This is a genomic window from Mesorhizobium sp. B2-7-1 (genome assembly GCF_006440735.1).
Classification (GTDB): Bacteria; Pseudomonadota; Alphaproteobacteria; order Rhizobiales; family Rhizobiaceae; genus Mesorhizobium.
The window spans coordinates 25,069-46,415 of the sequence record NZ_VFUA01000046.1 but is presented as its reverse complement, the minus strand read 5'-3'; the positions used below and the strand labels follow the sequence as shown (position 1 = coordinate 46,415).

Here is a 21,347-nt window from a genome sequence, read left to right as displayed (position 1 = left end):
ATTTGTCACAGAGACTTCCTTGGAAAAGCCGGGTTCGTCCCGGCTTTTCTGTTAGGAAAGCTGCATGGACGGCGACAAACGCCGCGCTTGCGGTTTCCACCGGCGTCAAATGATCTAGATTGCGGGTGGGCAGCGCAGTTCCAGGAAAGCGGGAACCGGTTTTCCGCCCGGAATTGCGTCGAAACAAGCAATAGAGCGGCCGCCGTTTCCGTGAAACGACGAGCGCTCCGGGGCTCGCGACGAGGAGAACGCATGAAGGTTGGCCGCTTCCGCACGCTTTTCGCATCGGCATTCGCGCTCGCCTTCGCCGTCAGCCTGCAGGCCGGTTTCGCCGATGAGTGGCGCACGACATCGTCGCTGATCGGACCTTCAAAGTACGGCGACAATTTCCAGCGCTACGACTACGTCAACCCGGATGCGCCCAAGGGCGGCACGTTGAACAATGTCGTCGTCGGCACCTTCGACAGCTTCAACCCCTATATCGTTCAGGGATCGCCGGCTGCCGGTTTCGCCCAGTTCGGTGGCGGGCTGCTCTACGACACGCTGTTGGACCAGGCGACCGACGAGGGCAGCACGTACCACCCGCTGATCGCCGAGGCCTACAAATACCCGGCGGACTATTCCTCGGTCACCTTCCGGCTCGACCGGCGCGCGAAATGGCATGACGGCCAGCCGATCACTGCCGACGACGTGATCTGGTCGTTCCAGGTGCTGAAGGCCAACAGCCCGATGTACAATCGTTATTTCGAGAATGTCACCGACGCCGTCGCGGTCTCGGACCGCGAGGTCGAATTCCATTTCAACCAGAAGGGCAACCGCGAGTTGCCTAGGATCCTCGGCGACCTCGTTGTGCTGCCGAAGCACTGGTGGGACGGCACCGATGCCAACAGCAAGAAGCGCGACATCACCAAATCGACGCTGGAACCGCCGCTGGGCTCCGCCGCCTACAAGATCGCCAGCTTCAAGCCCGGTTCGGAGATCGTCTGGCAGCGCGTGCCCGACTATTGGGGTGCAAAGCTGCCGGTGAAGATCGGCCGCGAGAATTTCGACACCCAGCGCTTCACCTACATACTGGACGACAACGCCGCCTGGCAGGCCTTCACAAAGGGCGGGCTGGACGACATCAAGCCGGAAAACAGCTCTCGGCGATGGAATACGGCCTACAATTTTCCGGCGGTGAGCGCCGGCGACGTGGTCAAGCAGGTGTTCAAGACAACCTCGCCGGAACCCATGCAGGCCTTCATACTCAACCAGAGACGGCCGCTGTTCCAGGACCGCCTCGTGCGCGAGGCTCTGACGCTTCCGTTCGATTTCGAAACGATGAACCGCACGCTGTTCTACAACTCGAACACGCGCACCCATAGCTATTTCCAGGGCACGGAACTGGCATCGAGCGGAGTGCCGCAAGGCAAGGAACTCGAAATCCTGGAGAAGTATCGCGACAAGCTGCCGCCTGAATTGTTCACCCAGGAATTCAAGCTGCCGGTCTATGATTCGCCGCAGGCGGAGCGGAAATACCTGAAGCAGGCGGTCGACCTCTTTGCCCAGGCCGGCTGGGTGATCAAGGGCGGCAAGATGGTGAATGCCAAGACCGGCGCGCCGTTCAAATTCGAGATCCTTGGCTGGAACGACACCGATCAAGTGATCTCCAGCCCCTGGATCGCCAATCTGCGCAAGATCGGCGTCGACGCCAATCTGCGCATTATCGACCAGACGCAGTACATCAACCGCGTCAACAATTTCGACTATGAGGTCATCACCAGCCAGTTGCAGCAATCGGAATCGCCCGGCAACGAGCAACGCGATTTCTGGAGTTCGAAGGCCGCCGATACGCCCGGATCGCGCAATTATTCCGGGATAAAGAATCCGGTCGTCGATGCTCTCGTGGATCGCATCATCTTCGCCACCGATCGCGACGACCTGGTCGCCACGACCCACGCGCTCGACCGTATCCTTCTGTGGAACTACTACGTCGTTCCGCAATATTATCGCGCGGTGGTGTGGCTGGCCTATTGGAACAAGTTCGGCATGCCTGAAAAGCAGCCCACTTACCGCGGCGCTGATATCGATTCGTGGTGGATCGACACGGCCAAGGAAAAGGCGCTGGCCGCCAAATACAAGGGCCTCAATTGATGGGGCTGCGGACTTTGCTTCCTCGCCGCGACTTCCTGGCGCTCGGTGCCGCAGCCGCAGCCTCGGCGCTGCTGCCCGGCCGGGCCTTTGCCGACACCCCGACCGGCGTCAAGCTGCACGGCCTGTCGGCCTTCGGCGACCTCAAATACAAGCCCGATTTCACGCATTTCGACTTTGTCGATGTCGATGCGCCGCAAGGCGGCACCTTCAACTTCTCGCCGCCCAATTGGGGCGCGAACCAGAGCCCGCAGACCTTCAACACGCTGAATTCGTTCGTCCCCAAGGGCGATTCCCCGCAGCGCATGGAGATGTGCTTCGACACGCTGATGGCGAGAGCGCTCGACGAGCCGGACGCGGTTTACGGGCTGATCGCCGAGAACGTGACGATTTCGGACGACCGCAACAGCTTCACCTTCTCGCTGCGCCCGCAGGCACGTTTCCACGACGGTTCTGCGCTAACAGCCGAAGACGCCGCCTTCACCTTCAAGCTGCTGAAGGACAAGGGGCATCCCGACTACGCGCTGTCGCTCACCCACCTCGATGACGCGGTCCCCGTCGACCCTCACACGCTGCAGCTCAAATTCTCGGGCAAGCAATCGGCGCGCACGGTCCTGAACGTGGTCGGTTTCCCTATCCTTTCGAAGGCCTTCTTTACGGCCAACCCGTTCGATTCCTCCCAGCTCAATCCGCCGCTCGGCTCGAGCGCCTACAAGGTCGGGCGCTGGTCGGCGGGCGCCTGGATCGAATATGAGCGCGTGGCCGACTACTGGGGCAACGACCTGCCGGTCAATCGCGGCCAGAACAATTTCGGGCGTATCCGCATCGAATTCTACCAGGATCGCACCGCCGGCTTCGAGGCCTTCAAGAAGGGCGAGATCCTCTACCGCGAGGAATTCACCTCGCGCGTCTGGGCAACGGCCTACGACTTTCCGGCCTTCACCGCCGGCAAAGTGATCAAGCATGAGTTCCCGGCCGAAACCACGCCTTCCATGCAGGCCACCGCAGTCAACCAGCGGCGTGAGCAATTCAAGGATCCGCGCGTGCGGCAAGCGATCGCGCTCTGCTTCGATTTCGAATGGACGCGTCGCAACTTCTTCTATGGTTCCTATGAGCGCTCGCAGTCCTGCTTCGAAAAATCCGACTTCAGGGCTGAGGGCATGCCAACGCCGCAGGAGCTGGCGCTGCTGGAACCGCTGCGCGACAAGCTGCCGCCGGAGACCTTCGGCGAAGCAGTGACGCAACCGCCGTCGGACGGGTCCGGACGAGACCGCAAGCAACTGAGCGCGGCACTGAAATTGCTCGGTGAGGCCGGCTGGAAACGCTCCGGCGATTTCGTGGTCAATGACAAGGGCGGGCGGCTGACCGCCGAATTCCTGGTCGACGACGAGACCTTCGTGCAGGTCTATTCGCCCTGGGTCGCCAACATGAAGGCCATCGGCATCGATGCCTCGATCCGCCTGGTGGATTCAGCCCAATATCAGCTCAGGCAATCGACGTTCGATTTCGACCTGCTCTCGGCCGCCTTCAATTTCAGCGCCACGCCGACCCGCGACGACCTCGAGATTTTCTTCCACTCGCGCAGTGCCGCCATATCGGGCTCTCGCAACCTGTCGGGCATTGCCAGCCCGGCCGTCGATGCGCTGATCGACGCCGTCGGCGCCGCCAAGGACCGCGAAAGCCTGACCACCGCCATGCGCGCGTTGGACCGGGCCTTGCGCGCGGGGCGCGATTGGATTCCAAGTTGGTATCTGGCGAATCACCGAAGCGCCTATTGGGACATGTTCGGCTTTCCCGAGCAGAAACCCGATTTCGGCTTTCCGGTCGAAGCGCTGTGGTGGGTCGACAAGGGCAAGGCGGCAAAGATTGGCAAAGCCTGACATGAACGTTCGCGCGGGACCGGCTGCCTGATGGGCGCCTATATTCTGCGCCGCATTCTTCTCATGATCCCGACGCTGTTCGGCATCATGGCGATTTCCTTCGCGGTCATTCAGTTCGCGCCTGGCGGTCCGGTCGAGCAGGTGATCGCCAGGCTGACCAACCAGGGCGGCAACGATCGTCTCGGCAGCGGCGGCGGCGACGCCGGCGGCAGCAATTTCGACGTTGCCGGCGATGTCGGCTCGAAATATCGCGGCGCGCAGGGACTCGATCCCGAGTTCATCAAGAAGCTGGAAAAGCAGTTCGGCTTCGACAAGCCGCCGCTCGAACGCTTCGGCATGATGCTGTGGAACTATAGCCGCTTCGATTTCGGCGACAGCTATTTCCGCGATATCTCGGTGCTGAACCTGATCCTGGAGAAGATGCCCGTTTCCATCTCCATCGGCCTGTGGATCACGCTTCTGTCCTACCTGATCTCGATCCCGCTCGGCATCCGCAAGGCGGTGAAGGATGGCTCGACCTTCGACGTATGGACCAGCGGCGTCGTCATCGTCGGCTATGCCATTCCCGGCTTCCTGTTCGGCATCATGCTCATGGTGCTGTTCGCGGGCGGTTCGTTCTGGGACTGGTTTCCGCTGCGCGGCATCGTTTCGGACAATTGGGACCAACTGTCCTGGCCGGGCAAGATCGCCGACTATGTCTGGCACATGACGCTGCCGCTGACGGCGCTCGTGCTCTCGGCTTTCGCGACGACCACCCTGCTGACCAAGAACTCGTTCCTCGAGGAAATTCGCAAGCAATATGTCGTGACGGCGCGCGCCAAGGGCCTGTCGGAGCGCAAGGTGCTGTACGGTCACGTCTTCCGCAACGCCATGCTGATCGTGATCGCCGGTTTTCCCGGCGCCTTCATCTCGGCCTTCTTCACCGGCTCGCTGCTGATCGAGAACATCTTCTCGCTCGACGGCCTCGGCCTGCTCGGCTTCAAGTCGGTGATCGACCGCGACTATCCGGTGGTGTTCGCCACGCTCTACATCTTCTCGCTGCTTGGGCTGTTCGTCGGCCTTCTGTCCGACCTCATCTACACCTGGGTCGATCCGCGCATCGACTTCGAGCGGAGAGACATCTGATGGCCGAGGCCGCGATCGAAAGCGCGCCGGCGCGGCCCCGCAGGCCATTTCTGTCGCCGCTCAACCAGAGGCGGTTGCAGAATTTCAAGGCCAACCGGCGCGGTTACTGGTCGCTCTGGATCTTCCTGCTGCTGTTCGTGCTGTCGCTGTTTTCCGAGCTGATCGCCAACGACAAGCCGATCATCGCCTCATACAAGGGCGAGATCCTGTTTCCGGTCCTGGTCGCCTATCCGGAGGAGAAGTTCGGCGGCTTTTATGCCGTCACCGACTATCGCGATCCCGTGATCCAGGACGAGATCAACTCCAATGGCTGGATGATCTGGCCGCCGGTCCGTTATTCCTACCAGACGGTCAACAACGCCATTCCGGAACCGGCGCCGGCAAAACCATCCTGGCTTTACGACAAGAGCAAGCGTTGCAGCCAGTATCCGAAGGGTGAGGCCGACGAGAACTGCGCCATCGGCAACTGGAACTGGCTGGGCACGGACGACCAGGCGCGCGATGTGCTGGCGCGCGTGCTCTACGGCTTCCGCATCTCGGTTCTGTTCGGCCTGATCCTGACGCTCGGCTCATCGCTGATCGGCGTCGCGGCCGGCGCGGTGCAAGGCTATTTCGGCGGTTGGACCGACCTGCTCTTCCAGCGCTTCATCGAAATCTGGTCGGCGATCCCGGTGCTCTACCTCCTGCTTATCGTCTCGGCCATCCTGCCGCCCGGCTTCTTCATCCTGCTCGGCCTGATGCTGCTGTTCTCCTGGGTGGCGCTGGTCGGCGTGGTGCGGGCCGAGTTCCTGCGCGCCCGCAACTTCGAATATGTCAACGCGGCGCGGGCGCTCGGCGTGCCCAACCTCACCATCATGTTCCGGCACCTGTTGCCGAACGCCATGGTGGCGACGCTGACCTTCCTGCCCTTCCTGCTCTCAGGCTCGATCTCGACGCTGACCTCACTCGACTATCTCGGCTTCGGCCTGCCGCCCGGCTCGGCCTCGCTCGGCGAACTGCTGAAACAGGCGCAGCGCAACCTCAACGCCCCGTGGCTCGGCATTTCCGGCTTCATCGTGATTTCGCTGATGCTGTCCCTGCTGGTCTTCATCGGCGAGGCGACACGCGACGCCTTCGATCCGCGCAAGACGTTCAAATGAGCGAAGCCCTGCTGTCCGTCCAAGATCTGAGCGTCGCCTTCGCGCAGGGCGGCAAGCAATCGATCGCCGTCGACCATGTCTCATTCGACATCGCCAAGGGCGAGACGGTTGCCCTGGTTGGCGAATCCGGCTCCGGCAAATCGGTATCGGCGCTGTCGGTGCTGAAGCTCCTGCCCTATCCCGCCGCCAGCCACCCCTCGGGCAAAATCCTGTTCGGCGGCGCCGACCTGCTCGCCATGAACGAGAAGGCTTTGCGCGGCGTGCGCGGCAACAAGATCACCATGATCTTCCAGGAGCCGATGACCTCGCTCAACCCGCTGCACACGATCGAGCAGCAGATCGTCGAGGTGTTGCAACTGCACCAGGGCATGCGCGATGCTCCGGCCCGCGCGCGCACGCTGGAGCTGCTCAACGAAGTCGGCATCCGCGATCCGCAAAAGCGCCTCGACGCCTATCCGCACCAGCTCTCCGGCGGCCAGCGCCAGCGCGTCATGATCGCCATGGCGCTGGCCAACGAGCCGGAGCTTCTGATCGCCGACGAGCCGACGACCGCTCTCGACGTCACCGTGCAGGCGCAGATCCTCGAGCTGCTCGCCAAGCTGAAAAGCCGCAAGGGCATGTCGCTGCTGTTCATCACGCATGATCTCGGCATCGTGCGCAGGATCGCCGACCGCGTCTGCGTCATGACCAAGGGCAAGATCGTCGAGAGCGGCCCGACCAAAGAGATATTCGCCAACCCGCGGCACGACTACACCAAGCATCTGCTGGCAGCCGAACCGAAGGGCAAGCCGCCCACCGCCGACCCGGGCGCCAAATCCGTCATGACCGGCAAGGACATCAAGGTCTGGTTCCCGATCAAACGCGGCTTCTTCCGCAAGACCGTCGACCACGTGAAGGCGGTCGACGGCATCGACGTCACCGTGCGCGCCGGCCAGACGCTCGGCGTCGTCGGCGAATCCGGCTCGGGCAAGACGACGCTCGGGCTGGCGCTCGCCCGGATGATCTCCTCGACCGGCACGATCAATTTCAACGGACGCGACATCAACCAGCTCTCCTTCAGCGCCATGCGGCCGCTGCGGCGCGAATTGCAGATCGTGTTCCAGGATCCGTTCGGATCGCTCAGCCCGCGCCTGTCGGTCTCCGAGATCATCGAGGAAGGGCTGAAGATCCACGAGCCGAAGCTCTCGGCCGACGAGCGCGACGACAAGGTGGTCGCCGTGCTGAAGGAGGTCGGCCTCGACCCCGAAACGCGCCACCGCTACCCGCACGAGTTTTCCGGAGGCCAGCGCCAGCGCGTCGCCATCGCCCGCGCCATGGTGCTCAATCCGCGCTTCGTCATGCTCGACGAGCCGACCTCGGCGCTGGACATGAGCGTGCAGGCGCAGGTGGTCGACCTCTTGCGCGGCCTGCAGGCCAAGCACAATCTCGCCTACCTCTTCATCAGCCACGACCTCAAAGTCGTCCGTGCCCTTGCCAATGACGTCATCGTCATGCGCAATGGCCAGATCGTCGAGGCGGGACCTTCCGAGCAGATTTTCAGCAGCCCGCAAACCGACTATACGCGGGCGCTGATGGCGGCGGCCTTCAAGATCGAGACCGCACCGACCGGCGTGGTCAGTGAGTAACAGCAACCGCACTGGCAAAACAGGGAAGAAAAATCCGAGAATGGAAAAAGGCAAAATCCTGCTTGCCCTCACGGGCATCCACCCGCAGCGCTGGCATGAATTGCTCTCGGCCGAGCGCGAGGTCGTGCTGGAGCCGAACGGCGCCAACGATCCGTCGATCACCTATGCGGTGGTGTGGAAGCAGAAGCCCAACCTTCTCAAGTCGCTGCCCAATCTGCGTGCCATTTTTTCGATCGGCGCCGGCGTCGACCATGTCTTTGCCGATCCCGGCCTGCCCGACGTGCCGATCGCCAAGATCGTCGCCGACAATCTCACCCAGCACATGGTCGAATATGTCGTCTGGCGCGTGCTCGACCACCATCGCCAGGCCTCGCTTTACCGGGGCCAGCAGCAAAAGAAGATCTGGCACGAGCCGCCGCAACGGGTGGCCGGGGACATCTCCGTCGGCATCATGGGGCTTGGCAGTCTTGGCCGCGCCGCGGCTTCGGCGCTGTTGTCGCTCGGCTTCGCCGTCAACGGCTGGTCGCGTAGCGAGCGGCCGATGCAGGGCGTTTCGACCTATTGCGGCGAGGCGGGGCTGATCCCGTTCCTCAACGCCACCGACATCCTGGTCGTGCTCTTGCCGCTGACGCCGCAAACCCGCGGCATCGTCAATTACGGGCTGCTCAAGGAATTGCGCCGGCGCAACGGCCTCGGTGGCGCCGTGCTGATCAATGCCGGTCGCGGACGCCTGCAAAAGGACGCCGACATCGTGCGCGCGCTGGACGACGGCACGCTGAAGGAAGCGAGCCTCGACGTGTTCGAAGTCGAGCCGCTGCCGAAGACCAGCCCGTTGTGGAGCCATCCGAAAGTGTTCGTCACGCCGCATGCGGCGGCGACGTCGGATCCCGCCCATCTTGTGCCGATCATGCTGCGCCAGATGGCCGCCTTCGAGCGCGGCGAAAAGCTCGAAAACCTGGTCGACCGCGAAGCGGGTTATTGAACCACCCCAAACGGTGCACCGCTCCAGACGTCAGCGGTCCAGCGCCATGCTTTCCAGCTTCTTCGAGTGCTGCACACCCGCCAGGTCCATCACATGCTCCCGGCGGGCGCGCTGAAGGTCGGCCGGCGGTTTGCCGTCGACCATCCGCGCAATGTCTTCAACGATCAGGCGGCCCATGAGTTGCCGGCCGCCAGACACAGCCGCGGCGCGATGCGGCGAAAGGATGACGTTGGGCATGCCGCGCAAGGGATGATCCGCCGCCAGCGGCTCAACCGGGAACACATCTATCGCGGCGCGGATACGCCTTGCCCGTACCGCCTCGACCAGGGCATCGAAATCGATGAGGTGCGCGCGACTGACAAGGACGAGCAATGCGTTGCGCTGAAGCCTGGCGATGGTCGCCGCGTCGACGAGACCCTTGTTGGTCCTGGTCGGCGCCGCCGTCACGAACAGCACGCGACTGCTGCTTGCGACCTCTTCCAGAGACACGAGCCTGACGCCAAATTGCTTGGCGACCGAGGGGTCGAGCCAGGGGTCATAGGCGGAGATCTTTGGCGAGAACGGCGCCAGGAGCCGGCTGCATTCCTTGGCAATGGCGCCGAAGCCGACGAACCCGATCGTCTGTTCGAACAGGGTGAAGTCGGTTGCCGGATTGTCATTGAGCCAGTGCTCGCCGCCGGTGCGAAACAGCTCGTGTTCTTCCACCAGCCCTCGCGCTCCGGAGAGCGCCATGGCCACCGCCATCTCGGCGACTGAGCCACGCATACCCGGACCGGTTGCCAGTACTTCGATGCCGCGATCGAAGCAGGCGCCGTAATCAATGGTGTCGGGAAAGGCGCCATAAAGCTCTATCACTGCCTTGAGTTTGGCCGCGCGCTTGATCTGAGCCGCATCGAGCGTCGGCAAGGCAGAAAGATAGAACGTCATGTCGGCAAGGTTTTCATCCAAGACATGACCCGGCATGGGCTCGTTCTTTGCCCAAACAAGATCGCAGAGCCCGCCGAGCCGCTCCAGATCGGCCCGCGTGAACAATTCGTCAAGCTGCCGCCATTGTGGATCAAGCACCGCAACGGGTTTGTTCATGTCGATATCCTCCCTTGGAATTCAACAGTTGACGCGATCTTCGCGCACCATCCCGCGCTGGCGCGCACCCTGCCGCCAGCGGCTCACGACTTTGCCCCGGTGATCAACGCCACCAGTTCCTCGCCCGAGGTCTCGCTCGTGCGGCGATGACCAACGACGTGGCCGTTGCGCATGATCCATATTTCGTTCGACAGCCGCATCACCTGATCGAAATTGTGGCTGATCAGAAGGAACGTCCGTCCCTGTTGCCGCAGGCGGTCGATAAGGCTCTCGACTTCGAGCCGTTCCCGCACGCCAAGCGCGGCTGTCGGCTCGTCCATGATGGTGAGCTTGGCGTTCCAGCCTACCGCACGGCTGATCGCGACAGCCTGACGCTGGCCGCCGGACAGTTGACGCACGCGAGCGTTGATGGTCGGTATGTTGATCTGCAGGCCGGCCAGCATGGTCCTCGCCTGAGCGGCCATGGCGCGCTTGCGAGTGATCCGCAGCGGCCCACCCCAGGTAAGTTCGCGGCCGAGGAAGAGATTCTGCCAGATCGTCAGGTCGTCGACGAGCGCCAAATCCTGGAACAGCGTCTCGACACCGGCCCGCCTTGCATCGTCCGGACTACGCAGCAGCGTCGGCTGGCCATCGAAGAATATCTCGCCGGAGGTCGGTTGATGTACTCCGGTCAGTATCTTGACCAGGGTCGATTTTCCTGCGCCGTTGTCGCCTACGATAGCAGCGACCTTGCCTTCCTCGACGGAAATGCTGACGCCGTCGAGCGCGACGACCGAGCCGAAATGCTTGTGGACATTCCGCACTTCCAGCATCTTGCGCTCCACCGGAGCTACGGCCGCGCCATGATCCGAAGCAGGTTCGATCGTCATTTTTGGAACCGGTAAGCGATGGCGAACAAGATGACGACCATGCCTGTGACGATCGGCTGGTAGAAAACGCCGACGCCAAGCAGGGTCATCAGGTTCAAGAGCGCGGTCAGGACGAGGGCGCCCACCACCGGACCGATGATCGTGCCACGGCCGCCGAAGAGACTCGTTCCACCCAGCACCGATGCCGCTATCGAGTTCAGCAGATACGAACTGCCGATAGCGGGCTCGGCCGATCCGATGCGCGCGGTGAGCATGACGCCGGCGATGCCGGCGAGCAAGCCGCTGATGGCGAAAGCCGTGATCTTGATCCTCGCGACCTTGAGGCCGAGATTACGGCTGCCTTCGTGGTTGCCGCCTACCGCGAACAGATGCGTGCCCAGTTGCGTATGAAACAGAAGCAGGTGGGCAATGGCGGCGACAGCGGCCGCGAGCAGCGTTATGTTGGGAACCGGCCCTATGCTGCCGCTGGCCAACCCGGTCAGCAACGGCGAAATAACGCCAACGGGCCGACCATTCGAAAGCACCAGCGCACAGCCCGATGCGATGCTGAGCATCCCCAGCGTCGCTATGAAATCGCTGATCTTGCCCTTCGAAATGACGACGCCGCTGATGATACCGAACACCATGCTGGTGACGAGAGCCATGACGATCCCGATCGGCACGCCCCATTTCTGGGTGACCGAGATGCCGATCATCACACAGGATATCTGCACCAGCGATCCGACCGAAAGGTCGATGCCGGCGGTGATGATGACGAAAGTCTGGCCGATCGCCACCACGACCAGAATCGAACAGGCGACGAGGATCGAGGTGACGTTTCCAGCTGTCAGGAACAGCGGCGAAGCCAAGGCTCCGACCGCCATGAGCACCAGCAGCGCCAAGACGATCGCCCAATCGAGCACGCCGCTCGACCTGAGAGCCCGCCCGATGCTGCTCACCGCCGGCCGGCCGGCCGTCTCTGTTTGTGCTTGCAAGCTCACGTACCCGGCCTACTTGATCAGCTTGGCAATCGGGCTGGAGTATTCGAACCATGGTTGCGGCGAAGAGGCCTTGGCGGCGGCAATGTTCTCGGACGTGATCAACGCTTGCGGCGCAACGGTGGTCGCGTCGATTGCAGCGCCCTGCGAGGCCGCAAGGCAGGCTTCGACCTCGATCTGGCCCATCAGGTAGGGGAACTGCGCCGCGGTGCCAGTCATCTGTCCCGCTTCGATGGAATTGAGCGCGTCGTCGATGGCGTCCGTGCCGAACACCAGCACCTTGCCGGCCAGGCCCGCATTGTTGACGGCCTGCTGGACGCCCAAGGCCATGCCGTCGTTGGCGGCATAGAAACCTTTCAGATCGGGGTGGGCGCGAAGGATCGCATCGGCGGCGTTCAAGGCCTTCTCGCGATCCCAATCGGCCGCCTGCTCCTGGACGATTTCGAGGCCGCCGGCACCGGAGCGAAATCCTTCCAGCCTCTGGATGCTGGCCGGATGACCCGCCAGACCGCCGATCAGCGCAACCTTTCCGGTGCCGCCGAGGCGCTTGACCATTTCCTCGGCCACGGCCTTGCCGGCGTCGGTATGGCGCACGGTGACATAGGTCGCCAGCTTGACACCGGCGGCGGCGAGCGCGTCGGCGTCGAACGCGTCACCGGCGACGATCGGGATGTTCTTCTTGGCCGCCGTCACAAGAGGTTGGATCAGGTTGCTGTTGCTGATCGGCGCCACGATAAAGCAATTGAAATCCTGGCCGACCATCGTCTGGACCATGTTGGTCTGTTCATCGATGGCCGATTCATCGGTGCCAGCCTGAACCGTGACGGCGGCGTCGATCTCCTTTGCCTTTGCCTCGATGCCTTGTTGCGTGGCCAGCCAATAAGGATTGGCAAGCGTCTTGAGCACAACGGCGATCTTCAGGTTCTTGCCCGGCAGGTCGGCCGCCCATGCCTGACCGACAAGCGTCAGCGACAGCATTGACCCTACAAGCAGGCTTTGCATCGAGACTTTGACCGACATGTCCTATTCCTCCCATTGTGACGGTCCGCTGTGCTGGGTCCGTCCGGACCGGCACAAAAGCGTGGAAGCGCGCGCTTCTTGAACGGCGCATATTCCTTCCGGAGATCAAGATAGAGGCCGCCCCGCCGCCAACAATCAGCAACTCCATCAGATCGCATCAAACGGCACCAACTGTCTGGCGCCGGTCGTGCGCTGTCGGATGGCTGGCTTCGAGCGCGGTGGATAGTTCGACTGTCCGGGCGACCGCGAGGCGGGTTGTCAGCTGGCCTTATCTCGCCAGGTCCCAGTCTCGGAAGCACTGCTTGATCGCCCGCAGCGAAGACAGCTGCAGCTTCGGCAGATCGAACTCTTCGAACATCGCCCGGTATTTCTTGCGGTTTCGCGGCTGGACCACGGCGATGTGGTGGATCATGTCCCATTTGACGCTGTCGCGCCCGCCTTGCAGAGCGCCGAGCCTGTCCTTTTCGAACAGCGTTCGCCTGAAATAGCGCAGAAGACTCGAAGCCGTGGAGATATCCAGCAGGATCAGGCCTGTCGCCCGCCGGAGACGCTGCGGCATGCAAACCGAGTAATTTCCGTCCATCACCCAGCGCTCGCCGGCGATGGCTATATCGTGCAGGGCAATGAATTCGTCCCTTGGACGCTGCTCCCAATCCGTGTTGGGCCGGTGAAAGAGCTGATCGAGGTGAACGGCTTCAAGGCCGCGCTTGCGCGCGATCGCGTTGGCGAGGGTGGACTTGCCGCTGTTGGACGGTCCCAGGATACAGATGCGGTCGCCGATATCCGAGAGATTCATCGGTTGGTCTTTCAAGCGCGATCAAACGCGCGGCGATCCGGCCGAGCGTCAAACGGAATACCGAATGTCGGATACTCAGGAAGGTTTCGAGCCGGGCAGCCCGAACGTCTCCTTCTTCTTCGGCTTGCCGCAGTCGCGACGGTCGATCGAACGGTTCATGGCGTCGATCTCGCCGCTCGCCTTGTTGCTGTCGCGCGAGGCCTTGGAGCGCGTGTCCGGCATGAACGGGCCGAAGCCCATCGCCGGATTGGAGAAGCCGGGCTTGGCCGTGACCGGCAGATTGTTCTGCTGCGCCAGCTGATTGCGCTGCGCCAGCAATTGGTCGCAAGGCACGTCGTCATATTGCAATGAGGATTGGACATCCTCGTCCTGGCGCTCGGCCATCGACGTGCCGCCGACGCAGCCGGCGACCGTCAGGCAGGACGCCACCACAACCATGGTCCAGCGCATGGATCCCTCCTTGGGGTAACTCCGGGAAAGGGCTTTCCGTTCGGAATTGCGCAAAACACTTGGGTCACCGCCCCGCGCTACCCCGACCATGCCATTCAGGCTTTTTCGCAGCAAGGTCCGGCTCATGCGGCTGACGGAATCCTTGCCTCGGCAGCTGCGGCGCGGTGGCCGGCCACGATCGCCAGGCCCTCGACCGGATCGCGCCGATCGTGCCGGATGACCATGCTTTCCAGCGACAGGACCGCAAGCCCATTGGCGCAAAGCACGCGCCGCGCATAGGCCTCGGAATGAGCGTAACGCCGTGACGGCAAAAGGGCGAAATCGCCGCCGCCGGCAAGCGTCTCGAGCGAGAACGTGAATAGGCCGTCCTCGGCGAGCATCCCGGCCACCGCGCCGACGATATGTTCGAGGGCGCCCAGATAGATGAACACGTCGGCCGCGACCACGAGGTCGGCTCTGTCTCCGATGTAGGAGAAATGCTGAAGGTCGGCCTTGACCAACCGGTCGTAGATACCCTTGGCCTTCGCCTTTCTCAGCATGGCCGCCGAGATGTCGTAGCCCTCCAGCCTGTCGACGAAAGGGCGCAGCCTTTCGCCCATCAGGCCGGTGCCGCAGCCAAGATCCAAGGCCAGCCGAAACCGGCCGGGCCTTGCCTTGCCGACGGCGTGCCCGAGAAAATCCGGCAGCCCGTAGCCAAGCTTCTTGACAAGCGAGTCCTCGAAACTGTCGGCGTAGTGGTCGAACAAGGTCTCGACAAAGGCGCTGGGCGGCGCCGCCGCGGCGGGCGCCCTGCCGATCAGTTGAAGCTTGAGCGCGGCGCCGAGGCGGTCCGCGGGATCCAGCTTCAGCGCGGTGGCCCAGGCTCTGGCGGCCTGGTCGAGCAGGCCGGCCGCTTCCTGCATCTCGCCGAGGCGAAACCAGCCCACGGCCCATCGCGGCGCCAGCTCCAGCGCGCCGAGCAAAAGCTCCGCCGCCTGCGCGGGCTCACCCGAGGCGAGCAGCGTCTCGGCGAAATCGGCGCGACGGTCGGCGTTCAAATCGCCCGACGAGGCCTGGAGCGGTTTCATCTCTTGAAGGATCCCACCGGCGAGGCGGGCCGGCGGGCGGGTTTAGGATGAGTCAGCAGTCTCTTGCAACAGGCTTCCCGCGGCAAATTTAGCCACTATGTTCAAAGCCATGCGCGCCAGCGACCTGCTCAAATCCCGGCCGGAAGGCCTTTATTGCCCGCCCGGCGATTTCTTCATCGATCCGGTGCGGCCCGTCGAGCGGGCGCTGATCACGCACGGCCATTCCGACCATGCGCGATCCGGCCACCAGTCGGTGCTTGCGACGCAAGAGACGCTCGATATCATGGGACTGCGCTATGGCGAGGATTTCGCCGGAACGACGCAGGCGGCCGCGCTTGGCGAAACGCTCGACATCAACGGTGTCGCCGTCACCTTCCACCCGGCCGGGCATGTGCTGGGCTCGGCGCAGATCTGTGTCGAGCATCGGGGCATGCGCATCGTCGCTTCCGGCGACTACAAGCGCCAGAAGGACGCCACCTGTCTGCCGTTCGAGCCTGTCCGGTGCGATGTCTTCATCACCGAGGCGACTTTCGGCCTGCCGGTGTTCCGCCATCCGCCGGATCATGAGGAGATCGCCCGCGTGCTCAAATCGGCGGCGCAATTTCCCGAACGCTCGCATCTGATCGGCGCCTATGCGCTCGGCAAGGCGCAGCGCGTGATGCGGCTGCTGCGCGATGCCGGCTACGACAGGCCGATCTATATCCATGGCGCTCTGACCAAGCTCAGCGAATACTATCAGAGCCAGGGCATCGAGCTCGGCCGGCTGGAGCCTGGGACTGTGGAAAGCGGAGCCAAGGCCGATTTCGCCGGTGCGATCGTGGTCGGGCCGCCCTCGGCCTTCGCCGACCGCTGGGCGCGGCGTTTTCCCGACCCGATCTCCTGCTTCGCCTCGGGCTGGATGCGCATCCGCCAGCGCGCCAAGCAAGGCGGCGTCGAGCTGCCGCTGATCATTTCCGACCACGCCGACTGGGACGAGCTGATCATCACGATCAAGGAAACCGGCGCGGAGGAAATCTGGGTCACGCACGGCCGCGAGGAGGCGCTGGTGCGCTGGTGCGAGCTGGAGGGGATTGCCGCGCGGCCGCTGCATCTGGTGGGGTATGAGGACGAGGGCGATTGATGCAATACCGTTCGCCAATCGCCACCGTCGAGTTCTATGGCCCCCCTCTCTGGCCTGCCGGCCATCTCCCCCTCAAGGGGGGAGATCGGATGTCGCACCGGCTTTCGCCAATCTCCACCGTCGCGGGAGATGCGCCGGCACTGAAGCTGCCAATCTCCCCCCTTGAGGGGGAGATGGCCGGCAGGCCAGAGAGGGGGGCCTCGCGCCGGCCTTCGCTATTGCCCAGGCGCACCCAGCCATGAACCGTTTCGCCGAACTCCTGGACCGCCTCGTGCTGACGCCGTCGCGCAACGGCAAGCTGACACTGCTGACCGACTATTTCCGCAGCGTCGAGGACCCCGATCGCGGGCTGGCGCTGGCGGCCATCACCGGCGATCTCAACATCGCGGCGGTGAAGCCGGCGATGCTGCGCGCGCTGGTGGTCGAGCGCATGGACCCGGTGCTGTTCGGCTATTCCTACGACTATGTCGGCGACCTCGCCGAAACCGTGTCGCTGGTCTGGCCGCAGCCCCAAGGACATATTCCCAATCACGTGCCGACGTTGGGCGAGGTGGTCGGCAGGCTGCAGGCGGCGAGCCGCTCCGACGGGCCCAAGGTGCTGGCGCGGCTGCTCGATGACGCCAGCATCTCGGCGCGCTTCGCCATCATCAAGCTGGTCACCGGCGGCTTGCGCATCGGCGTGTCGGCGCGGCTCGCCAAGCAGGCGCTGGCCTACCTCGGCCAGGTCGACGTCGCCGAGATCGAGGAGCTGTGGCACGGGCTGGCGCCGCCTTACACCGAGTTGTTCGCCTGGCTGGAAGGCCGGGCGGAGAAGCCGAGGAGTGCCGCACTTGCGCTGTTCCGGCCGGTGATGCTTTCCAACGCCGTCGACGACGGCGATCTCGAAAAGCTCGACCCGGCCGATTACGCGGCGGAATGGAAGTGGGACGGCATCCGCGTGCAAGCGGTGTGCGAAGGTGGCGTCCGCAGGCTCTATTCGCGCACCGGCGACGACGTGTCCGGCGCCTTCCCGGACCTCGCCGCGGCGATGAATTTCGAGGCGGCGCTCGACGGCGAGCTTTTGGTCGGCGACCCGCGTGAGGCGACGGGCACGTTTTCGGACCTGCAGCAGCGGCTCAACCGCAAGAGCGTCTCGCCGAAGATCCAGCAGCAATATCCGGCCTTCATGCGCTGCTACGACGCGCTGCAGATCGACGGCGAGGATCTGCGCGCGCTGCCCTTCGCCGAGCGCCGCAAGCGGCTCCAGACCTTCGTCGAGACCCTCGACCCAAGCCGCTTCGACCTCTCGCCTTTTGTCGCGTTCTCCGAGTGGAAGACGCTGGAGCGGCTGCGCCAGGCGCCGCCGCATCCGATCATCGAAGGGGTGATGCTGAAGCGCTGGAATTCGCCCTATCTCGCCGGCCGGCCGAAAGGCCCATGGTTCAAATGGAAGCGCGATCCGCACACCATCGACGCGGTGCTGATGTATGCGCAGCGCGGCCACGGCAAGCGCTCCAGCTTCTATTCCGACTACACATTCGGCGTCTGGTCCGGGCCTGAGGGTTCGGAAGAGCTGGTCCCCGTCGGCAAGGCCTATTTCGGCTTCACCGACGAGGAGTTGAGAGAGATCGACAAATATGTGCGCGACAACACGATCGAGCGTTTCGGGCCGGTGCGCTCGGTGCGCGCCGATCGCAGGAACGGCCTGGTGCTGGAGGTGGCGTTCGAAGGCCTCAACCGCTCGACCCGCCATAAATCGGGCGTGGCGATGCGCTTTCCCCGCATCTCGCGGCTGCGCTGGGACAAGCCGGCCGCGGAAGCCGACCGCATCGAGACGCTGCAGGCGCTGCTTGATTAGCTGACAACCCGCCTCCGGCGGTGCGATCACTCCGCGATCGAAACGCGTATCTCGTAGATATCGACGGACTTGCCCTTCTGGTCGAAGTCGGAGTTGACGGCGATGGTGCCGGCGGCGCCCGGATGCTTGTCCGGAAACTGCACGTCGAACAGATATTCGTTGCGCTCGTGGCCGACCGCGTAGCGCTTGCGGCCGCAATCGCCGAGATCGGCGAAATTGCAGTCGACCGAAATCTGCGTTTCCTTGCCCTCTTCCGAGCGGGCGACGATGTCGAACATGGCATGTTTGCCGGCAAGCTTCTCCAGCACGCCCTGGCCCACATCGAAGGCGATGGCCGAGCCCGACGCGCCCGAGCGTATGCGCAGGAACTGGCCGGTATCGTCCTTCATGACCGAGGCGGCGGCGTCGGACGGCGCGCTGACATGGGTCGGGTCGGCGGGCGAGAAGACGTTGATCCAGTTCTTCGACTGGTCCGCCTCGCCCGGCTTCTGCGGCGAGCCGGGCTCGGCCGGCTGCGAGGAATCCTCGTCATCCAGCGTCGGCGTCGGTTCCGGCGGGCCGGTGTTGAGCTCGGCCGCCGTCTTGAAGACACCGGTCTGCTTGGCGAAATAGAGGCCGATGCCGGCGGCCGCGAGCAATGTCGCGACGACGAAGATCGCGGTCAGCGGCAGGCGCCGGCCCCTGATCCGGCGCTCGTCGCGGTCGGGCGCGACCTGGGCGCCGTTGCCGACCGGTGAACCCGGCGAATCATCGAGCGACGGCGCATCGGGAAGCGCCGTCTCGTCCGGCATGATGTCGGGCACGCGCGGCAGCACGCGCGAACGCGGCTGGTCCGAAGCATCGGGCTGAACCGGGCCGTCGACGGTGATCGAGGGCGACGGCGCGGTTTGCGACGGCGGCAATGGCGCATCGACCGATGGCGCGGCCGATACGGCCGGCGCTTCGACGCGGGGATCCGGCACGCCGTTGCCGGCCGGCGCGACGTTTTCCGGCGGCAGCGTCACATCGGGGACGGCCTGCAGGAACTCCGATTCGATCTCGGCGATCTTGGCCTGGACCGCCTTGCGGCGGCTGATGGCGGCCTCGACCGTGACGTTCGGATTGGCCTGCAGGACGCGGTCGAGCGCTGCAAAGGCCGATCGATAGACCTTCTCGCGGAACGCCCGGTCCTCGGCATTGCCTTTCTCGAAGGCATTGCGGATCGCTTTCTCGATGGGGTCCAAGCGAGCTCCCTCTGCGCGTTCGCTCACGGTTGTCTGATCGTCAGCCGCGGACGACCAATCGATCAACGCGAGCGGCTGCCTTGCCGGCCAAAGCCATTTCGGCATTTTTTGTTGAAGAATCAACATTTTTCGTCACCGCCGGCGCGGCCGCTCCGGCCAGCCCGGTGCAAAGGACGGCCGGCCCGCATACCGCCGTGGGCCGTACACGCGCCCGATGCGCGGTAACCGTAGATCGGAATTGCCGCCGGCGAGGCCGGAATTCACCGCTGCCCATCTTGAATTAGCGAGCGGTTGAGTCTATCACCCAGCCCATTCTGGAAGCCTGACGCTTCCCGGGCCGCTTTAGCTCAGTTGGTAGAGCACATCATTCGTAATGATGGGGTCGCGTGTTCGAGTCACGCAAGCGGCACCAAATTTCTCCACGAGAACCAGACCATTGCTCAAGGCCGAGCGCTTGGGCGGCTTGCCCGCAAATCATCGGCAATGGGGCAGGTGATAAAGGATCACCGCCGGGCCAATCTTCCCTTACGGAATAAGGGGCTATATCTTTTATCCTTTCGGACCAATGCGTCCGGCAGGATGGACCTCGGTCGATTGTGGGCTAGCGGGCAATCAGACAGTCTCGCGATCGCGCCGGCTGATAACCCCAAGCCCCCCGCCCATCGGTCGGTGCATGCCCGGCTTGCGGACCTCAAAATCCTAACCACAAAAAGCGAGCCGGGCTTCCATCCGCCTGCCCGTGCAGAGACGCGAATTGCCGGAAATGCAATGAGGAGCTGGACGGTCTATCACGTCGATTTCGAAGCGGGAGTCAACAGCCCGCGTCTGACTGAAATCGGAAGCGTTGAAGCAGATGATCTCTTGGCAGCGGTGATGAAGGCACAGGCGTTGTGGCCCGATGAAAAGTCCATGACAGTCCGCCCGGCCGGAGACGACGGTCGATCGGTGCAGCCGCCTGCTCCCCGGCGCGACACCGATTGAACCCGGGAGCGATCGGGCCGCTGCTTCGGCCCCAAAGCCTCGGCATGATCAGGCCACGCCTTCAGTGTTATCCGGCGTGTCACGCAAGCGGCACCCGTTTTCCACGCCTTCCCGCCCTGCACCACTTCACATGCGCATCTCGGCCATTGTCGGGAATCGATGTTGGTGGGAAACTCCCTTTGTCAGCATGGGAGGTCGAAATGCCCAACAGTTTCAAGACCGGAGACGTCGTCAGGCTGAAATCCGGAGGCCCGGAAATGACAATCAGCGACGGCGCGGCGTCCGGCATGTATCTGTGCCACTGGTTCAACCGCGAAGGCGACGTCTGGACCCCGCAGCATGCCGGCTTCAAGCCGGACCAGCTGGTGGCTGTCGACCAGCCGAGATAGCCGTCGCTTTCCGTCCTTCGGGGACGATCCGGTCCGGCCGGGCCGGATTCCGGGGAACTTTGCCCGGCGGAAAAGGACCGACGGATTTTGCTCTGCCTTGCGTTTAACGGCTGAAGCGCGGCCGCCAATGGCCGCGCCCAACCGGAGACGAGAGCATGATCCGCCACACGATATTCGTCGTTGCCCTTGGTTTGCAGACCGCGGCCGCGGTCGCCCAGACGACGACGCCGACCCCCGCGCCAGCCCAGGCGGCGCCGAGCAGCTCGGCTCCTGTTGCGGCCAAGTCCGACCTCACCAAGTCTGACCTCGCAAAGTCCGGCCTCACCCTGGAAAAGTTCGAGGCGCGCCGGGAAAAGGCGTTCATGCGGGCCGACACCGATAATGACGGCAAGGTCAGCCTGGCCGAGTGGACCGCTTTCCAGACAGCGCGCAAGGCCAAGGGCGATCCGGCCAAATCCTTCGCGCGCATGGACGCCAACAAGGACGGCTTCGTCGACAAGGGCGAGCTCGACGCCTTCCTCGCCAAGCGCTTCGCCAAGCTCGACAAGAACGGCGACGGCGTGCTCGGCGCCGACGAGAGGCCGGGCCACAAATCCGCTCCCAATCAGGAGCAATGACCAAGAGGTTATGGCGCATAATGATAGTCGCGAGCGC

Annotated in this window: 19 protein-coding genes and 1 tRNA gene; 12 read left to right on the top strand and 8 right to left on the bottom strand. The window is 63.6% G+C overall.

The features are described 5' to 3' along the window. Positions 1 to 252: 252 nt before the first annotated feature. From FJ471_RS18285 to FJ471_RS18260, 6 genes are read left to right on the top strand one after another with little or no spacing between them, the layout of a single operon-like run. Positions 253 to 2,133 (top strand): extracellular solute-binding protein, encoded by a 1,881-nt coding sequence (locus FJ471_RS18285; RefSeq protein ID WP_140805442.1) that lies wholly within the window; start codon positions 253 to 255, stop codon positions 2,131 to 2,133. Continuing rightward, a complete protein-coding gene (locus tag FJ471_RS18280; RefSeq protein WP_140805440.1) occupies positions 2,133 to 4,010 on the top strand; it encodes an extracellular solute-binding protein in 1,878 nt (625 codons plus the stop codon). The genes FJ471_RS18285 and FJ471_RS18280 overlap by 1 nt, the downstream gene beginning before the upstream one ends. Positions 4,011 to 4,040: 30 nt before the next feature. After that, positions 4,041 to 5,135 carry a microcin C ABC transporter permease YejB gene (locus tag FJ471_RS18275; protein ID WP_140805438.1) on the top strand — a complete coding sequence of 365 codons (1,095 nt, stop codon included), beginning with the start codon at positions 4,041 to 4,043 and terminating at the stop codon, positions 5,133 to 5,135. Further along, positions 5,135 to 6,274, top strand: a complete 1,140-nt coding sequence (locus tag FJ471_RS18270) for an ABC transporter permease (RefSeq protein WP_140805436.1) — start codon at positions 5,135 to 5,137, stop codon at positions 6,272 to 6,274. Before FJ471_RS18275 ends, FJ471_RS18270 begins: the two co-directional genes overlap by 1 nt. Then, positions 6,271 to 7,899 (top strand): ABC transporter ATP-binding protein, encoded by a 1,629-nt coding sequence (locus FJ471_RS18265; RefSeq protein WP_140805435.1) that lies wholly within the window; start codon positions 6,271 to 6,273, stop codon positions 7,897 to 7,899. The genes FJ471_RS18270 and FJ471_RS18265 overlap by 4 nt, the downstream gene beginning before the upstream one ends. Before the next feature lie 40 nt (positions 7,900 to 7,939). Beyond that, a complete protein-coding gene (locus FJ471_RS18260; RefSeq protein WP_140805434.1) occupies positions 7,940 to 8,881 on the top strand; it encodes a glyoxylate/hydroxypyruvate reductase A in 942 nt (313 codons plus the stop codon). A gap of 30 nt (positions 8,882 to 8,911) precedes the next feature. On the opposite strand, the gene FJ471_RS18255 is transcribed toward FJ471_RS18260, so the two are convergent. The 7 genes from FJ471_RS18255 to FJ471_RS18225 form a co-directional block, all read right to left on the bottom strand. Then, positions 8,912 to 9,964, bottom strand: a complete 1,053-nt coding sequence (locus FJ471_RS18255; RefSeq protein ID WP_140805433.1) for an NAD(P)-dependent oxidoreductase — start codon at positions 9,962 to 9,964, stop codon at positions 8,912 to 8,914. Between the two features lie 83 nt (positions 9,965 to 10,047). Then, positions 10,048 to 10,833, bottom strand: a complete 786-nt coding sequence (locus FJ471_RS18250; RefSeq protein ID WP_140805432.1) for an ATP-binding cassette domain-containing protein — start codon at positions 10,831 to 10,833, stop codon at positions 10,048 to 10,050. Beyond that, on the bottom strand, positions 10,830 to 11,807 hold the full coding sequence (locus FJ471_RS18245) for an ABC transporter permease (RefSeq protein WP_140805431.1): 978 nt from the start codon (positions 11,805 to 11,807) through the stop codon (positions 10,830 to 10,832). The genes FJ471_RS18250 and FJ471_RS18245 overlap by 4 nt, the downstream gene beginning before the upstream one ends. A gap of 15 nt (positions 11,808 to 11,822) precedes the next feature. Next, a complete protein-coding gene (locus FJ471_RS18240) occupies positions 11,823 to 12,830 on the bottom strand; it encodes a substrate-binding domain-containing protein (RefSeq protein ID WP_140805429.1) in 1,008 nt (335 codons plus the stop codon). A 268-nt stretch (positions 12,831 to 13,098) separates the two neighbouring features. Beyond that, positions 13,099 to 13,626 carry an AAA family ATPase gene (locus tag FJ471_RS18235; protein ID WP_140805427.1) on the bottom strand — a complete coding sequence of 176 codons (528 nt, stop codon included), beginning with the start codon at positions 13,624 to 13,626 and terminating at the stop codon, positions 13,099 to 13,101. A 75-nt stretch (positions 13,627 to 13,701) separates the two neighbouring features. Continuing rightward, a complete protein-coding gene (locus tag FJ471_RS18230) occupies positions 13,702 to 14,076 on the bottom strand; it encodes a hypothetical protein (RefSeq protein ID WP_140805425.1) in 375 nt (124 codons plus the stop codon). Positions 14,077 to 14,198: 122 nt separating this feature from the next. After that, entirely contained in the window at positions 14,199 to 15,143 is a 945-nt protein-coding gene (locus FJ471_RS18225; RefSeq protein ID WP_140805423.1) for a methyltransferase domain-containing protein, read from the bottom strand. Between the two features lie 109 nt (positions 15,144 to 15,252). Between FJ471_RS18225 and FJ471_RS18220 the strand changes: the two genes are divergently transcribed. Both FJ471_RS18220 and FJ471_RS18210 read left to right on the top strand, forming a co-directional pair. Then, entirely contained in the window at positions 15,253 to 16,263 is a 1,011-nt protein-coding gene (locus FJ471_RS18220) for a ligase-associated DNA damage response exonuclease (RefSeq protein ID WP_140805448.1), read from the top strand. Between the two features lie 238 nt (positions 16,264 to 16,501). Then, entirely contained in the window at positions 16,502 to 18,100 is a 1,599-nt protein-coding gene (locus FJ471_RS18210) for a cisplatin damage response ATP-dependent DNA ligase (RefSeq protein ID WP_140805419.1), read from the top strand. 26 nt (positions 18,101 to 18,126) lie between these two features. Here FJ471_RS18210 and FJ471_RS18205 read toward each other — a convergent pair whose 3' ends face one another. Then, the gene (locus FJ471_RS18205) at positions 18,127 to 19,323 is read right to left on the bottom strand and encodes a hypothetical protein (protein WP_140805417.1); all 1,197 of its coding nucleotides are present in this window, start codon (positions 19,321 to 19,323) and stop codon (positions 18,127 to 18,129) included. Positions 19,324 to 19,659: 336 nt separating this feature from the next. Between FJ471_RS18205 and FJ471_RS18200 the strand changes: the two genes are divergently transcribed. The 4 genes from FJ471_RS18200 to FJ471_RS18185 all read left to right on the top strand — a co-directional run bounded on the left by FJ471_RS18200 (position 19,660) and on the right by FJ471_RS18185 (position 21,310). Continuing rightward, positions 19,660 to 19,735: transfer RNA gene (locus FJ471_RS18200), tRNA-Thr, on the top strand. Between the two features lie 356 nt (positions 19,736 to 20,091). Beyond that, positions 20,092 to 20,304 carry a hypothetical protein gene (locus FJ471_RS18195; RefSeq protein WP_140805415.1) on the top strand — a complete coding sequence of 71 codons (213 nt, stop codon included), beginning with the start codon at positions 20,092 to 20,094 and terminating at the stop codon, positions 20,302 to 20,304. Between the two features lie 200 nt (positions 20,305 to 20,504). Further along, positions 20,505 to 20,693, top strand: a complete 189-nt coding sequence (locus tag FJ471_RS18190; RefSeq protein WP_140805413.1) for a YodC family protein — start codon at positions 20,505 to 20,507, stop codon at positions 20,691 to 20,693. 155 nt (positions 20,694 to 20,848) lie between these two features. Then, positions 20,849 to 21,310, top strand: a complete 462-nt coding sequence (locus FJ471_RS18185; RefSeq protein ID WP_140805412.1) for an acid-shock protein — start codon at positions 20,849 to 20,851, stop codon at positions 21,308 to 21,310. Positions 21,311 to 21,347: the final 37 nt, after the last annotated feature.